This is a genomic window from Modestobacter sp. VKM Ac-2984 (assembly GCF_026967985.1).
Taxonomy (GTDB): domain Bacteria; phylum Actinomycetota; class Actinomycetes; order Mycobacteriales; family Geodermatophilaceae; genus Modestobacter.
Genome location: NZ_JAPVBJ010000005.1, coordinates 119264 through 134721, shown reverse-complemented (window position 1 = coordinate 134721; position 15458 = coordinate 119264). Strand labels below are relative to the sequence as shown.

Here is a 15458-nt window from a genome sequence, read left to right as displayed (position 1 = left end):
CCACCTCCTCGTTCTCGGTCCGCGGCGAGGTCGCGTCCAGACGACGACGTCGCAGGTCAGTCGACCATGAGGCCCAGCTCGTCGACGCAGCCGCCAGCGCTCCCGTGGTCCAGCCGACCGGCGCAGGAGGACCCGTACCACTCGTAGACGTCCCCGACCGGGGAGGCGAAGTAGAGGGCGTCGCAGGCCGCCATGTCGCCGGCGTAGCAGCTGCGTGCATCGGCGTCCGCCGCGCGGAGGTACGGCTCGTCACCGGCGGACGGCGGGGCCAACGGCTCGCCGCCCCGGTAGAACTCCAGCCCCCACGGGCTGTCGCCCTGGTAGCTGGCGCCTGCGTCGACCTCGGCGTCGCCCAGCAGCCCGGGGGGCAGCGACCGGCCCAACAGGCCCAGCAGCACCGTCACCGCGGCGAGCGCGCCGATCGGCAGGAACACCGCCCAGCCGGCCCGTCCGGTGCTCCGGACGGGCGGGCTGGTCCGTCCTCCCTGCTCCGGCGACCAGTCCGGCCGCTGGCCAGTGATGCGCTCAGCGTGCAGCCAGCGGCCCACCGACGGCGCCAGGACCAGCCACACCCGCAGGACCAACCACCCGAGGTACAGCGCTACGGAGGCGATCAGCCACCCGCTGACCAGGTCGACGAGGTCGCCGGCGACGCCGGGCAGACCGGTCTCGACGTCCTCGGCCTCCGGCCACCGGACCAGGGCCCAGACGAGCCCACCCAGGACCAACACCAGCTCCGACAGGGTGCCCACCAGCACGAAGAGCCGCCCGACCCCACGGATCAGCTGCACGCCGCCGAAGAGCAGGAGGGCGGCGAGCGCACAGCTCAGCAGCTGCCCGGCGAGCCACCAGGCCCGGTCACCGCCCTCGGGCACGCCCAGCACCACGGCCACGGAGTCGGCGAGGAGCACCACCGACAGAGCTGCTGCAGCTGCCTGGAACCCGAACACCGCAGCCGCCACCGCCGCCGCCGGACGCCGCACGGGGATCCTGGGCGGCGGTGCCACCGGAGGCGGCCCGGACGGCGACCCTCCGATCGGCGCTGCACCGGACGCCGGCGTCCCGGTCCCCGGGGCCTGGTCACCCGACCGGTCCCGCGAAGGCTGGTCGCCCGCTCCACCGTCACCTGCTGGGCGGTACGCGTGACTCATCGGCGTGCGAACCCCGTTCCTCGTCGACGGCGCCACCGCCGTCCGGCTGATCAGGGTGGTCAGTGATCATCTGCGGGTCAAACCGGTGGGGCCCGAGGTCACCCGATCAGTTGATCCGGCGACCCGACAACGTCACACAGCCGCCCTCGACCTCCTCGGTGAGCCGGCCACCGCAGGTCGAGCCGTACTGCTCGTGGACGCCCCCCACGACGCTCTCCCAGTACAGGTCGTCGCAGGCAGCCATCGACCCGGCGAAGCAGGCCTCCGCGCCCGGGGCGAGATCCACCGCCCAGCCCGGCCAGCCGGGCTCCGGTGGCTCGGTCGGCAGGCGGAGGAGCTCACCCGAGGAACGCACGTCGACACCGGTCGCGTGGAGCCGGTCAGCGAGCGCCGCGGCGCCCGGGTCCCCGGCGACCGCGACCACGACGACCGTGGCCAGGGCGAGCGTGGCGACCGGGGCGAGCACGGCGATGAGCAGCCGGCCGCCGGTGCGACCGGCGGGGAAGACCCGTGGCGCCTCGGCGGAGCCCGCCAGCCACCGGCCGACCGACCGGTGGTGCGCCGACCCCGTCTGCACCAGCGCCAGTAGAAGGGCGAGCAGGAGGCCTGCTCCGGCGACCAGGGGCGAGGACTCCTCCGTCCAGCGGCCCTCGCCCGACCACCAGGCGATGGTGACCAGGGTGACGCCCACCTCCAGCCAGCTGCCCGCCAGCAGGAGCGTGCGCCCGGCGCCCCGCAGCAGGCAGACGGCGCCCAGCAGGAGCAGCGCGGTCAGCGCCGCGGTCAGGACGACGCCGACGATCGTCGACGACCGCTCGGCGGAGGCGGTCCCCAGCCCGGTGGCCGCCTCGGCCAGCACGGTCACCAGTGACAGCAGGAGCAGCCCGGCGGAGACGAGGGCCAGGACTGCGGCCGTCAGCGCAGCTCCGGGACGGCGACGCGCCGGTGCCTGGCCCCGCGGCTCCCCCATGGCGGCTGCGGGCCAGGCGACGGGGGCAGATCCACCTGCCCCCCAGAGGTGGCTCATCGATGCAGCACGCCTTCCCGGGAGGGGACGACGACCGTCGTCCGGCGGCTCAGCATCGTGATCGGACCCGGCTGGGTCAACGACCCTGCACCCGTGTCCACCCAGGTGGGTGGGGTGTTCCTGGTGGGGCGCGCGAGCCGGGCAGCGGGCTCCCGGAGGCGCCGTCCGGGCGGGGTCGGCCACCGACCCCGCCCGGCGCGGTCAGGCCCTGCCGCAGTCGATGTTGCTGATCCCCTGGTCGGCGCCACCGGCGTCGTTGTCGCAGCTGACCCGGTTGTTCTCCCGGATCGTCCGGGGACCGGCGACGTTGATCATGTAGCCGTCCCCGTCGACCGACCCGGTGTTGCCGGTGAAGACGTTGCCCCGGCCCCAGCCGTCGACCACCTCGTGCACCTGGAAGCCGTCCACCGGCGCCGCGGTGCCGGTGTTGTCCGCGACCGTCCAGTCGTTGCCCTTGACGTCGACCCAGGAGTCGGCCTCGACCATGTCCGAGCCGTCGAAGCTGTTGCCGCGGAGCATGCCGCCGGTCGTGCCCTCCTTGATGTCCACCGCCTCTGCGGTCGTCCCGGCGATGTCGTTGCCATCGACGACGTTGCGATCGCTGCGGTCCGGCTCGCAGTCACTGATCTGACACCAGTTGCTCTCGGCCGTGCCCACGTAGATGCCCTCGCCGAACTGGGGTTTGCGGAGCCCGGTGTCCCGGATGGTGTTGCCCACGACGACGTTGTCGGTGCTGTGGGTGCGCAGGTGGATCGCCTCGTCGCCCATCGAGGTCACCAGGAGGCCCTCGATCCGGTTGCCGACCCCCGCGTCGACCATCACGCCCTTCTGCCCACCGGTCACCGTCAGCCCCGTGACCCGCCAGTGGTCCGCACCGCTGAGGTGCAGGGTGTAGTTGCCGTCGATCTCACCGCCGTCGAGGACGGCGCCCCGGCTGCCGCACAGGTGGATCGGGGCGTCCACCGTGGCCTCCGCGGTCGCCACGAAGTTCCCCTCGTACCGGCCGTCGGCCAGCCGGATGACCTGCCCGGCCGTGGCGTCGTCCAGCGCGCGCTGCAGCTGCGCCCCGGTGCTGACGTCGACGACCTGGGCGCCCTCGCACCCGGCGACCGCTGCTGGAGGGGGCGTGGCCGGCGTGGACGCCCCCGACGGAGCGGGCGCGGCGGTGTCGGCGGGCGCCGGCGCCGCCTCCGGGTCGTCGCGGTCGGCGGAGGAGCAGGCGCCGAGCAGGACCAGGGCCCCGAGCAGCGGGACGAGTCGGCGCATCCGGCCACCGTAGGCCGTCGCCACGCCGCCACCCCCCGGCGCCCGCCGCCGGGTCAGGACCGGCCCCCGGCGGTGCGGCGGCCGACCTCGACCCGGGCCGGCGGCTGCCACTCCCGGCGGATGTCGTCCCCGTACGGCTTGGTGCCGGGCGCGACCGCTGAGCGCCGGGCCCGGATGCCGAGCAGCACGGGCACGCCCAGGACCAGGACCCAGAGGAGCAGCATCGGGTGGTTGGGGATGAACGTGGACCAGTACGTCCAGTTGTCCCGGTCCCGGGTCCAGCCCCCGACGTCGTTGGTGGCGAGGTCGATCGACACGCCCTCGGCCACCCGGTAGACGTCCAGCCCGCTGGGCCCCCGGCCGCCGATGGTGTTCTCCTCGACGGTGGAGCCGGCCGAGGCACCGACCACCGAGATGGCGTGCGAGGTCGCCTCACGGACGTTGTTGTCGACGACGTCCACGGCTGCGTCCCGCACGCGGATGGCGGTCTCGGAGCCGGACACCTTGTTGCCGGTCACGGCGGCCTCTCCCCCGCTCACGGTGATCCCGAACCGGTCGTTGCCGGAGACGGTGCTGCCCTGCACCGCCGTGGGCGCCGCCGTCCCCACCAGCACGATGCCGTCGGTGTTGTCGGCGACCCGGGTGCCGGTGATGGTCACGTCGTCGCCGTCGACCACGCGCAGCCCGGCCTTGCCGTTCTCCCGGAAGACCCCGCCGTCGACGTGGACCTCGCCGTAGGCGCGCAGCGAGGCGCCGCCGGCGGACCGGCCGTCCGACAGCGGGGTGCCGCTGAAGAAGATGCCGTAGGCGGCGTTCTTCTCCGCTGTCACGTCCGTGTAGGTCACCGACTCCGAGCCCTGGTCGGCGGAGAAGCCGTGCCGCCCGTTGCCGCGCGCCGTCGAGTCCTCGATCACCGTCTGCGCGGTGCTGCGGTGCAGGGACAGCCCGTCGACGGCGTTGTCGGAGAAGTCCGAGCCGATCACGGTCAGCTCCTCGGCCTTGGAGGCGAAGGCGCCGTAGTGGTTGTCACGGAACGTCGAGCCCATGATGGCGCCGGTCGCCTCCGTGCTGGAGCTGCCCGTCCACGCGACCCCGCTGGTGCGGCCGGACCAGAAGCCCAGGTCGCTGACGGTCACGTGGCGCAGCTCCATCGCACCGCTCGCGTCGCGCACGTAGGCGCGGCCGTCGACGGGGCTGGGGTCCGGGCCGCGCTTCCTGCTGCTCCAGCTGGTCACCGTGAGCGGCTGCCCGTCAGCACCGGCGAGGGTCATGTCGGCCTTCCAGGCGACCAGGGAGACGAAGCCCGAGATCCCGCTGCGCAGCCGGAGGGTCGTTCCCGGGGCATCGATGATCAGCCGCGCGCCGGGGGCCACGAACACGTGCTCGGTCAGCAACACGACCCCGTCCGGCTGGACCTCGGCGGCGCCCAGCTCGATGAGGTCCGACAGCCCGTACGCCAGGCCACCGGCGGTCAGCACGAGCGTCCGGGTGCCGTCGTGCTCCTGCACGTAGGGCGGCGAACCCGGCCGGATGGAGCCGACGATCGTCAGCAACCGCTCGTCCTCGGCGGTGAGGATGGCGCTCTGCCGCTCGGCCGCGACGCTGGACACCGGGGCCGCGGCGGCGGCCGGCGCCACGGTCGTCCCGGCCTGTGCCGACGGGTCGGTGCCCTCCAGCGGGCCCCAGACGACGGCCACGCCCAGCACGGCGGCGACCGCTGCGCTGACGGTGAGCAGCCGGGTCACCGTGCCCACCTCCCGCCCGCTCACGCGGTCACCGCCGCGACCGGGGCGGCCGAGGAGGTGCTGACGAGGCTGGCCTCGTCCTGGCCCTCGCCGCCGGTGAGGCCTGCATGCCGGGTGAGCCAGCCCTGCTTGTTCATGGTGAGCAGGGCGTAGGTCTTGATCGGCAGGGCCACCAGGACGATGACCAGGGCGACGAGCGGCAGGATCGCGATGTCGCTCGGCCGACGCCGCAGGTGGCTGATGCTGCGGATCGCACGGCCGACGAACACCCAGGTCAGCGACAGCGCCAGGGCGATCCAGCCGCGGTCGCTGAAGCTCGAGGCGACGACGTAGAAGACGGCCGCGAACATCGTCACCGGCGTGAACAGGATCTGCAGGACGGTGATCTGACTGACCAGCGGCACCCGCCACAGCCAGCCCTTCCACGCCGCGGTCAGGTAGCAGCGGTAGGAGTTGCGGCTCCAGCGGATCCGCTGCTTGCAGAAGGCACGGAACGTGCTGGGGAACATGGACAGCGCACGGGCGCTGTCCTGGTGCACCGTCTTGTAGCCGCTGGCCAGCACCAGCCAGGTGAGCCGGCCGTCGTCACCGGCGATGCACCGCCGCCCCAGGAAGAACTCGTGTTCGAGGTTCTCCAGGACCGGGAGCACGGCGGCGCGCCGGTAGGCCGCCGTCCGGCCCGAGACGCACACGACCGCGCCGGCCCGCGAGGTGGCCGGCACGTAGTCCAGGTAGCGGAGGTCGATGATCCAGTCCGCGACGCGACGCCAGATGTTCGAGGTGGGCAGGTGCACGTTCTGCCGGGTGCCCACCGCGCCGACCTCGGGGTCGACGAACGGCATCTGGACGGCCTCGAGCAGGCCCGACTGCCAGTTCGTGTCCGAGTCGCAGAGGACCACGACCTCACTGGTGGCTGCTCGGATGCCGACGCCGAGCGCCGACCGCTTGCCCTCGTGCGCGAACGAGATCACCGTCAGCCGCGGGTCCTCGCGGGCGGTGAGGCGGGCGAACGCCTCCGCGTCCTCGACGTCCAGGACGACGATGACCTCCGTCGGGTCCTGCCCGAGCCAGGTGTCCAGGCACCGGTCGAGCACGTCCGGGTCCTCCCGGAACGACGGGACGACCACGGAGGTCGTGGTTCGGAAGTCGTTCACCAACGACCGGTAGCCGGCGGACATGATCTTGCGGATCAGCCAGATCGACCAGGACAGGACGCCGACGACTCCGATCGGTAGCGCGGCGTACCAGTTCTCGGTGAGGAAGGTCAGGACGTCGACCACTCTCGGCAGCTCCCTGTGCTCAGGACTGTGGAGCACTCCCGACCAGCCGGCAGTCCACTCCAGCAGTGCCGATCAGGGCGCATGTCGGGCGGTCGGGTGCCCACTCCGCCGGAGGTCATGCAGAAGAGTGTGTTAACTCTCGGTGACGTCGCAGACCGTCGCTTTTCACTTGCAAGGGGTGATCAGCAGCGCGTCTGGGTGAGGATGCCCATGATCGCCCAAGTGGCGCAGTCACGCTGGGTAGCCCTAGCGTGCGTTCGGAGCCGGCGGCCGCAGCGTCCGTGCCGCCCAGCGGCAGGACACGTGTGCCGGCATCCGACGCCCCCTCGACACCAGGAGACCCATGAAGATCGCCGTCATCGGTTGTGGCTACTTGGGCGCCGTGCACGCGGCGTCGATGGCCGAGCTCGGGCACGACGTCGTCGGCGTCGACGTCGACCAGTCCAAGGTCCACGCACTGCAGCGGGCGAAGGCGCCGTTCTACGAGCCGGGGTTCGAGGAGCTGCTGAGCAGCTCGCTGGAGTCCGGGCGGCTGCGCTTCAGCTCCGACATGGCCGACGCCGCCGGGTCGGCGGTGTACTTCGTCTGCGTCGGGACGCCGCAGCGGCGCGGGGAGTACGCCGCGGACATGCGCTTCGTGGAGGCCGCGGTCGAGTCGCTGCTGGACGTGCTGGAGCCGGGGGAGCTGGTCGCCGGGAAGTCCACGGTCCCGGTGGGCACCGCAACGAGGCTGGCCGAGATGGTCGAGGGCAAGGTGCCGGGGGCGATGCTGGCCTGGAACCCGGAGTTCCTGCGGGAGGGCTTCGCGGTGCAGGACACGCTGCACCCGGACCGGCTGGTCTACGGCCTGCCGGCCGGCGCCGACGGTGAGACGGCGCGGGCGATGCTGGACGAGGTCTATGCCTCGATCGTGGCGGCCGGTACTCCGCAGGTGGTCACCGACTACGCGACGGCGGAGATGGTGAAGACGGCGGCGAACTCGTTCCTGGCCACGAAGATCTCCTTCATCAACGCGATGGCCGAGCTGTGCGAGGCCACCGGCGCCGATGTGAAGCAGTTGGCGGATGCGATCGGGCACGACGACCGGATCGGCCGCAAGTTCCTCAACGCCGGCCTCGGCTTCGGCGGTGGCTGTCTGCCCAAGGACATCCGGGCGTTCATGGCCCGCGCCGGTGAGCTCGGTGCCGACCAGGCGCTGACGTTCCTGCGCGAGGTCGACAACATCAACATGCGCCGCCGGATCCGGATGGTGGACCTGGCCCGTGAGGTCTGCGACGGGTCGCTGGTCGGCAAGCGGGTGGCGGTGCTGGGAGCGGCGTTCAAGCCCAACAGCGACGACATCCGCGACTCCCCGGCACTGAATGTCGCCGCGCAGCTGCAGCTGCAGGGTGCCGCGGTGCGCGTGACCGACCCGGCGGCCGGGGACAACATCCGCCGCAGCTGGCCCCAGCTGGATGCCGTGGACACCCCCGAGGAGGCCGCCGACCGCGCCGACGCGGTCCTCGTGCTCACCGAGTGGCAGCAGTACCGGGACCTGGACCCGGTGTCCTTCGGGAAGATCGTCGGGCAGAAGCGGATGCTGGACGGCCGCAACGCACTCGACCGTGACCGCTGGGTCGCCGCGGGCTGGACCTACCGCGCGCTGGGCCGCCGCGCCGGCTGACCGGGCCGGGGAGTCGACGGCCCGGGCAGGCCGGGACAGGCACGGTGATCCGATGAGCACTCCGCGCATCGACGTCCCGCTGGTGCGCCGGCTGGTCGAGAGCCAGTTCCCGGAGTGGGCGCACCTCCCGGTCGTCCCGGTGCGGCCGGGCGGCTGGGACAACCGCGCGTTCCGGCTCGGTGCGGAGATGCTCGTCCGGCTGCCGAGCGCGGCGGCCTACGCCGGCCAGGTGGACAAGGAACAGACCTGGCTCCCTCGCCTGGCGCCGCGGCTGCCGCTGCCGATCCCCGTGCCGCTCGGCCAGGGGGTTCCCGGGGCGGGCTTCCCGTGGCCGTGGTCGGTGTACCGCTGGCTGGAGGGGACCGACGCATCCGCTGCGCCGGTCGCTGACCTCAGCACGTTCGCCACCGACCTGGCCGGCTTCCTCGCCGCCCTCCAGCAGGTGGACCCGACCGACGGGCCACCGGCCGGGTCGCACAGCTGGTTCCGCGGCGCCCCGCTCAGCCACTACGCGACCGAGACGCACGCGGCGATCGAGGCGCTCGGCGACGCGATCGACGGCCGGGTGGCCACCGCCGTCTGGGCGGCTGCGACCGCGACCTCCTGGGACCGGCCGCCACGCTGGTTCCACGGCGACGTCGCGGCCGGCAACCTGCTCGTGCGGGACGGCCAGCTGGCCGCGGTGCTGGACTTCGGCACCTGCGGGGTGGGCGACCCGGCGTGCGACCTCGTCGTCGCCTGGACGCTCTTCTCCGACCGGAGCCGGGCCGCCTTCCGGGCCGGCCTTGACCTGGACGAGGGCACCTGGGCCCGCGGCCGCGCCTGGGCGCTGTGGAAGGCGGTGATCGTGTACGCCGGTGCAGCAGAGACCAACGCGGTCGAACGGCAGCGCGCCGGCGACGTGCTGGCGGCCGTGCTGGCCGACGGCTAGACCCGGGTGCAGCGGTGCAGCGCGACGACACCGCCACCGCCGGTCAGGTCGCTGGCCCCGTGGACGGTGGCACTCAGGCGAGGCGGCTCCTCCGGTCGCCGGTACATCCACCGATCCCGGGACCCGTCACCTGCCCGCGAAGACACGCTGAGCCGGTGGCGGCGCGCCCGTTGGCACCGCCCCCGGCCCGCGTCGATCGGTCCGCGCCTCGGCACGGACGGACGGTCGTCGAGACCTGTCAGGTCACTCCTCGGCCTGCTCCTGGAGCACCTCGACCTCGCTCGCCACGATGGCCGGCTGGCCCTCCGCGGTGCCGAAGAAGGCGTCCGGGTCCTCGAAGAGCTCGTCCTCAGCGATGCCGAAGTCCTGCTCGAAGGTGGCCCGGTCGATCATCGCGACCGTCCCGCTGATCTGCACGACGTCGTTCACGTCCAGCCCCTCCGGCGGCTGGGCGGCGAGCACGGCGATCGACGGCCCGCTCTCACCGGCGATCCGGAATGCGCTGCCGACATCGGTGGTCGTGAACAACTCGGAGACCTCGGCGCTGACGGTGACCTGCTGACCGACGATGCCTGCCTCTTCGCCAGCACCGGCACCGGCCCCGGCTCCGGCTCCGGCTCCGGCCCCGGCCCCGGCCCCGGCCCCGGCCCCGACGCTGTCCTCCAGCGCCCCGAGCCGCTCCTCGAACTCTCCCAGCTGGTCCTCGATGCCCGTCAGGTCGTCGGTCGTGACGGCCCCAGCCTCGGGGCCGGCCGAGTCATCGCTGCAGCCGGTCAGCGCGATCGCCGAGGCAGCGGCGATCGCGGTGGTCAGGCGCGCGGTACGGCCATGGGTGAAGGTGCGCATCGTCGTTCTCCTCAAGGAGGGTGTGTTCTGACGGATGTCGGCGGACTCTTCACGTCCACCGCGACTTCCGACGTACCCGCGGACCGGCGCAGGGAGCCTGGGGCCGTCGCCTCGTTACGGGATCGTCACCTCCAGGGACGGTCGGCTTCCGGATGCACCAGGACGTCGGGTTCTCCACCACCGTCCGTGCTCATCCCCCACCCGTGCTGCCGGCGCAAGCGCTCGACCTCCGCGGACCTCGACCTCCGCCTCGTCAGATGACAGGCGGAGGTCGAGGTCCGGCCGGTGAAGGGCGCGCCCTCGATCAGTCCCGTGACCGGGTGACGGGTCTCGGCTGCCTGGCGATCCACGAGACCACCGCAGCGACCAGCAGGAGGAGCGCCGGCGCCAGGAGGTGCAGCCCGCCGGCCAAGCCCGTGAACAACGCCCAGGCGACGGACACCACTCCGAGCCCAGCGACCGCCGCAGGGGCCAGCACCGTCCCGCGAACGCTCTCGACCCGCAGGGCGAGAGCCGCGCAGGCCGCAGGTGGGCAGAAGACGAGGACGAAGACGGACGGACCGCTGATCTCCCACACCAGCCGCCCCTGCCAGGCTGCGAGGCCGAACATGCCCAGGAGCGAGACGACGATCAGCACCTGGGCGCCACGCGAGGGAGCGCCCATGAGCAGCCGTCCCTAGACCCGGGTGCCGCGGTGCAGGGCGACGACGCCGCCGGTCAGGTCGCGCCACGCGACGTCGGCCCAGCCGGCGCCCTGCAGCCACCGGGCCAGTTCCGGCTGCGGGGGCCAGGCGCGGATCGACTCGGCCAGGTAGACGTAGGCCTCCGGGTTGCTGCTCACCGCCCGGGCGATCGCCGGCAGGGCCCGCATCAGGTACTCGGTGTAGACGGTGCGGAACGGGGCGAACGTGGGGCTGGAGAACTCGCAGACCACCAGCGTGCCGCCGGGCCTGGTCACCCGGGAGAACTCGCGCAGCGCGGCCTGCGGGTCGGCGACGTTGCGCAGGCCGAAGGAGATGACGACGCCGTCGACGCTCTCGTCGGCCAGCGGCAGCGCCATCGCGTCCCCGGCCACCTTCGGCACCGGCCGGGACGCCCCGGCGCGCAGCATGCCCTGGGAGAAGTCGCAGGCGATCGCGCGCACGCCCCCGGCGGCGAGCTCGACGGTGGAGACCCCTGTCCCTGCTGCGACATCGAGCACGGTGGCGCCCGGTCGCGCACCCAGCGCCTCGCGGGTGGCCCGACGCCAGCCGGCGTCCAGCCCGGCGGAGAGCACCGTGTTGGTCAGGTCGTACCGGCCGGCGACCCGGTCGAACATCGCCGCGACCTCCGCCGGCCGCTTGTCCAGCCCGGCTCGCGTCCCTGCTGCCCCAGCCCGTTCCCCGGTCGCCACGGCGGCGACGCTACCTGCGCGCCTCCTACCCTGGAGCGGTGACCACGGCAGCCGCACGCACCGCGACCAGCGCGGCGGCGGTCACCACCACCCCGCTGGGCACCCGGCGCACGCCGCTGCTGACCCTGCTCCCCCGCGACGGTGCGCTGGCCTGGGTGCGCCGCGGCGAGGGCCTGGTCGGCTGGGGCGAAGCCGACCGGTTGGAGGTCTCCGGCCCCGGTGCGCTCACCGAGGCCGCCGACTGGTGGGCCCGGCGCTGCGCGGACACCGAGGTCCACGACCCGGTCGGCGTCCCCGGCTCCGGGCCGGTCCTGTTCGCCTCCGTCGCCTTCGACCCGACGGTGGGGACGTCGGTGTTCGTCGTCCCCGAGGTCGTCGTGGGCCGGCGCGACGGGTGCACCTGGGTGACCGTCACCGGCGACGCGGACGACGAGGAGCTCACGGTCGTCGAGACCTCGACGCAGCACGCGGCCACCTCGATCGGCCGGCTCGCCTACGCCGACGGGGCCCTGGACCCGATGGCCTGGTGCGGCGCCGTCGCCGCCGCGGTCGCCCGGATCGACGCCGGTGAGCTGGACAAGGTGGTGCTGGCCCGTGACCTGCTGGTCACCGCCGACCGCCCGCTGGACCCCCGCCGCCTGCTGCTGCGCCTGGCCGAGCGGTTCCCGGACACCTGGACCTTCGCCGTCGACGGCCTGCTGGGCGCCACCCCCGAGCTGCTGCTGCGCCGGACCGGCCGGGAGCTGGACGCCCGCGTGCTGGCCGGCACGGCCCCGCGGGGCGCCGGGGCGGAGGACGACCGGCTGGCGGCGGGCCTGGAGACCTCGGTCAAGGACCACGCCGAGCACGCCTACGCCGTCGACTCCCTCGCCGACGCGCTCCGGCCGTTCGTCGACGAGCTCGTCGTCCCCGAGCAGCCGATCGTGCTGACCCTCCCCAACGTCCGGCACCTGGCCAGCGACGTCCGCGGTCGCCAGCGCGATGACGACGCGACCGGGCTGCTGGAGCTGGTGGGCGCCGTGCACCCCACCGCCGCGGTCTGTGGCAGCCCGACCGACACCGCCGCCCGGGTGATCGCCGAGCTCGAGGGGATGGACCGGGGCCGCTACGCCGGGCCCGTCGGCTGGCTGGACGCCCGCGGCGACGGCGAGTTCGGGCTGGCCCTGCGCTGCGCGGAGCTGACCGGTGCCGACGGCGGACGGCAGGCCCGGCTGTTCGCCGGCTGCGGCATCGTCGCCGACTCCGACCCGATCGCCGAGCTGGCCGAGACCCAGGCGAAGTTGGCCGCCTTCCAGGCCGCGCTCGAGGACTGAGGTCTCCCCCGGAGGAGGCAGCACCCCCGGCCGGGTGCCGCTCTGGGGTCAAGACGTCCCGCCTGCGGCCCGACAGTGTCCAGAACGGGACACCGACAGGGGGACGACGGGACATGGACAGCACGACGGCGAACGGTGGCGGCCGCACGGCGGCGGCCGCGTGGCTGTCGCTGGCCGCTGCCCTGGTCGTCCTGGTGGGCGCCACCGGCGGCGAGACCGTGTCCTCGGCCGTCTCCCTGGTCGTCAGCATCACCGCCGCGGTCGCCGCCTGGCTGGGCGTCCAGCGGTGCCGCCCGGGCCCGGCGGCCCGGTGGGTCGCGGTCGCCGTCTCGCTCAACGCCCTCGGTGACCTGCTCTGGCAGCTGCACGCGTGGCTGGCCGACTCCCCACCGGACGTCTCCGTCGCCGACGCCGCCTACCTGGCCTCCTACTGCGCCCTCGGGGCCGCCCTGGTGGTCTACGCCGGGGACGGCGACCCCCACCCGCGGGCCCGGTTCCACGCCCTGCTCGACGGCGCGGCCGTGCTGGTGGTCGCCCTGCTGGTGGTCTGGCAGAGCTCGGTGCACTCGACGCTGACCGACGCCAGCCTGCCGCTGGGCACCCGGGTCATCTGGGCGGCCTACCCGCTGCTGGACGCGGTGGTCCTCGGCCTGGTCGTGCGCGGCATGGTCGTGCAGTCACGGGTCGGGGTGCCGGCACTGCTGCTCGGACTCGGCGCCACCGCCTGGCTCGCCTCCGACCTGGCCTGGCTGTTGCTGGCCGCCCCGGACACGGTCAGCGGCTGGCTGGACGCCGGCTGGCTGATCGGTGCGGCCGCGTTCGCCACACTGCCCTGGAGGGACCGCTCGGACCTCCCAGCCGGCCCGACGGTCACACCCGCCACGGCCGGGACCGGACGCTGGCGGATGACCCTGGCCTTCCTGCCGCTGCTGGTGCCCGGTGGCTTCGAGCTCCGGGCCTGGCTGGCCGGCGAGAACATCGACCCGCTGCCCGGCCTGCTGGCCACCGCCACGCTGACCGTGCTGATCATCGTGCGCGCCCAGCGGCTGCTCACCGACCAGGACCGCGCCCGGGCCGAGGTCCACTCCCTGGCCCGGCGGTACGAGGCGCTGGCGGTGACCTCCTCCGACGCGGTCGCCGTCGTCGACCGAGACGGGCGGCTGACCTCGGACTCCCGGTCGCTGGCCGAGCTGCTCGGGCGCCCCGGCTGCACCGGGCGCTCGCTGCCCCAGCTGCTCGGTGGCATCGGCATCGACCCCGCCGACGTCATGACCGCCCTCGACCGGGCCCGGCTCACACCGGGTGAACCGGTCGAGCTGGACCTGCTCGGCGCCCACCCCACCGGCGGCACGGTGTGGCTGGGCGGTCGCGCCGTCGACCTGCGGCACGACCCGGACGTCGGCGGCATCGCCGTCAGCGTCTACGACATCACCCCGCGCAAGCTCGCCGAGCAGGAGCTGGCCCACCAGGCCTTCCACGACGGGCTGACCGGGCTGGCCAACCGTTCGCTCTTCCTCGACCACACCGAGCAGGCGCTGCGCCGGGCCGGCCGCACCGGCAGCCCGCCGATCGTGCTGTGCCTGGACCTGGACGGCTTCAAGGACGTCAACGACAGCCTCGGCCACCTGGCCGGCGACGACCTGCTGCGCACGGTGGCCACGCGGCTGCAGGGGGTCGTCCGGGCGGCGGACACCGTGGCCCGGCTGGGTGGCGACGAGTTCGCCGTCCTCCTCGACGACACCCGGGGTGGCCTGCCGGTCGCCGCCTCGCTGGCCGAGCGGCTGCTGCAGGTCCTCGGCGAGCCGGTGCTGCTGCACGGCCACCGGGTGACCGTGGCCGCCAGCATCGGGATCGTCGCCGCCGAGCCCGACGCGACCCCGCTGTCGCTGTTCCGCGACGCCGACATCGCGATGTACCGGGCCAAGGCCGCCGGCCGCGCCCAGTGGGTGGTGTTCGACCCGTCGATGCGCGCCGCGGCGCTGGAGCGGATCGAGCTCGAGCGGGAGCTGGGCGGGGCCCTGGCCGCCGGCCAGCTGCGACTGGTCTACCAGCCGGTCGTCGACCTGCAGACCGAGCAGGTGGTCGGCTTCGAGGCGCTGCTCCGCTGGCAGCACCCCACCCTCGGCGCGATCGGGCCGGACCGGTTCGTCCCGATCGCGGAGGACTCCGGGCACATCCTGCCGATCGGCCGCTGGGTGCTGGCCGAGGCCACCGCCACCGCCGCCCGCTGGCAGCGCGCCCACCCCCGGTCCACGCCGCTGTCGATGGCGGTCAACGTCTCCGCGCGGCAGCTGGCCGGCGGCACCCTGGTCGAGCACGTCGCCGAGGCGCTGACCTCCAGTGGCATCACGCCGTCGTCCCTGGTCCTGGAGGTCACCGAGACCGCGCTGGTCACCGACCCGGACGCCGTCGCCGAGCGGCTCTGCGAGCTGCGCGCGCTCGGCACCCGGCTGGCCCTGGACGACTTCGGCACCGGCTACTCGTCCCTGAGCTACCTGCGCCAGTTCGACGTCGACGTGCTCAAGATCGACCGCTCGTTCGTCAGCCTGCTCGACGGCTCCGCCGACGACGCGGCGATCGTGCACGGGTTGGTCCAGCTGGGCCGCACGCTGCGGCTGGAGGTCGTCGCCGAGGGCGTGGAGACCGAGGCCCAGCGCGACCGGCTGCGGGCCGAGCGCTGCGACCTGGCCCAGGGCTGGCTGTTCGCCAAGCCGCTGGAGGCCGAGGAGGCGGAGCTGTTGCTCCTCGCCCAGGCCTCGGCCGCACCGGCGCTCCCCCGACCGCGGCCCGCGACCACCGCCGGCGAGCTGCCCGTCGCCCAGGCCTGACCACTACCGTGAGGC

At 73.9% G+C, this 15458-nt stretch carries 12 protein-coding genes; 4 read left to right on the top strand and 8 right to left on the bottom strand.

Going from position 1 to position 15458, the window contains the following annotated elements:
- Positions 1-56 precede the first annotated feature (56 nt).
- The 5 genes from O2W16_RS12305 to O2W16_RS12285 all read right to left on the bottom strand — a co-directional run bounded on the left by O2W16_RS12305 (position 57) and on the right by O2W16_RS12285 (position 6469).
- Positions 57-983 (bottom strand): hypothetical protein, encoded by a 927-nt coding sequence (locus tag O2W16_RS12305; protein ID WP_269159117.1) that lies wholly within the window; start codon positions 981-983, stop codon positions 57-59.
- A 274-nt stretch (positions 984-1257) separates the two neighbouring features.
- The gene (locus O2W16_RS12300) at positions 1258-2121 is read right to left on the bottom strand and encodes a hypothetical protein (RefSeq protein WP_269159116.1); all 864 of its coding nucleotides are present in this window, start codon (positions 2119-2121) and stop codon (positions 1258-1260) included.
- 258 nt (positions 2122-2379) lie between these two features.
- Positions 2380-3444 carry a NosD domain-containing protein gene (locus O2W16_RS12295; RefSeq protein ID WP_269159115.1) on the bottom strand — a complete coding sequence of 355 codons (1065 nt, stop codon included), beginning with the start codon at positions 3442-3444 and terminating at the stop codon, positions 2380-2382.
- Between the two features lie 53 nt (positions 3445-3497).
- Positions 3498-5213: a right-handed parallel beta-helix repeat-containing protein gene (locus O2W16_RS12290; protein WP_269159114.1), complete on the bottom strand. Its 1716-nt coding sequence runs from the start codon at positions 5211-5213 to the stop codon at positions 3498-3500.
- Entirely contained in the window at positions 5210-6469 is a 1260-nt protein-coding gene (locus O2W16_RS12285; RefSeq protein WP_269159113.1) for a glycosyltransferase, read from the bottom strand. Before O2W16_RS12285 ends, O2W16_RS12290 begins: the two co-directional genes overlap by 4 nt.
- A 343-nt stretch (positions 6470-6812) precedes the next feature.
- Between O2W16_RS12285 and O2W16_RS12280 the strand changes: the two genes are divergently transcribed.
- On the top strand, positions 6813-8132 hold the full coding sequence (locus O2W16_RS12280; protein WP_269159112.1) for a UDP-glucose dehydrogenase family protein: 1320 nt from the start codon (positions 6813-6815) through the stop codon (positions 8130-8132).
- A 52-nt stretch (positions 8133-8184) separates the two neighbouring features.
- On the top strand, positions 8185-9063 hold the full coding sequence (locus O2W16_RS12275) for an aminoglycoside phosphotransferase family protein (protein ID WP_269159111.1): 879 nt from the start codon (positions 8185-8187) through the stop codon (positions 9061-9063).
- A gap of 243 nt (positions 9064-9306) precedes the next feature.
- On the opposite strand, the gene O2W16_RS12270 is transcribed toward O2W16_RS12275, so the two are convergent.
- The 3 genes from O2W16_RS12270 to O2W16_RS12260 form a co-directional block, all read right to left on the bottom strand.
- A complete protein-coding gene (locus tag O2W16_RS12270; RefSeq protein WP_269159110.1) occupies positions 9307-9909 on the bottom strand; it encodes a hypothetical protein in 603 nt (200 codons plus the stop codon).
- 304 nt (positions 9910-10213) lie between these two features.
- The gene (locus tag O2W16_RS12265; protein WP_269159109.1) at positions 10214-10573 is read right to left on the bottom strand and encodes a hypothetical protein; all 360 of its coding nucleotides are present in this window, start codon (positions 10571-10573) and stop codon (positions 10214-10216) included.
- Between the two features lie 12 nt (positions 10574-10585).
- Positions 10586-11302, bottom strand: coding sequence for a demethylmenaquinone methyltransferase (locus O2W16_RS12260; protein ID WP_269159108.1), 717 nt, complete (start codon positions 11300-11302; stop codon positions 10586-10588).
- Positions 11303-11340: 38 nt separating this feature from the next.
- Between O2W16_RS12260 and O2W16_RS12255 the strand changes: the two genes are divergently transcribed.
- Positions 11341-12615, top strand: a complete 1275-nt coding sequence (locus O2W16_RS12255; protein WP_269159107.1) for an isochorismate synthase — start codon at positions 11341-11343, stop codon at positions 12613-12615.
- Between the two features lie 113 nt (positions 12616-12728).
- Entirely contained in the window at positions 12729-15443 is a 2715-nt protein-coding gene (locus O2W16_RS12250; RefSeq protein ID WP_269159106.1) for a putative bifunctional diguanylate cyclase/phosphodiesterase, read from the top strand.
- The last annotated feature ends 15 nt before the right edge of the window (positions 15444-15458 follow it).

Bases quoted from the DNA above. Each gene is read 5' to 3' on its own strand.
- O2W16_RS12250 (WP_269159106.1), top strand. From the start codon at position 12,729: ATGGACAGCACGACGGCGAACGGTGGCGGCCGCACGGCGGCGGCCGCG.
- O2W16_RS12295 (WP_269159115.1), bottom strand. From the start codon at position 3,444: ATGCGCCGACTCGTCCCGCTGCTCGGGGCCCTGGTCCTGCTCGGCGCC.
- O2W16_RS12275 (WP_269159111.1), top strand. From the start codon at position 8,185: ATGAGCACTCCGCGCATCGACGTCCCGCTGGTGCGCCGGCTGGTCGAG.
- O2W16_RS12270 (WP_269159110.1), bottom strand. From the start codon at position 9,909: ATGCGCACCTTCACCCATGGCCGTACCGCGCGCCTGACCACCGCGATC.
- O2W16_RS12300 (WP_269159116.1), bottom strand. From the start codon at position 2,121: ATGGGGGAGCCGCGGGGCCAGGCACCGGCGCGTCGCCGTCCCGGAGCT.
- O2W16_RS12280 (WP_269159112.1), top strand. From the start codon at position 6,813: ATGAAGATCGCCGTCATCGGTTGTGGCTACTTGGGCGCCGTGCACGCG.
- O2W16_RS12265 (WP_269159109.1), bottom strand. From the start codon at position 10,573: ATGGGCGCTCCCTCGCGTGGCGCCCAGGTGCTGATCGTCGTCTCGCTC.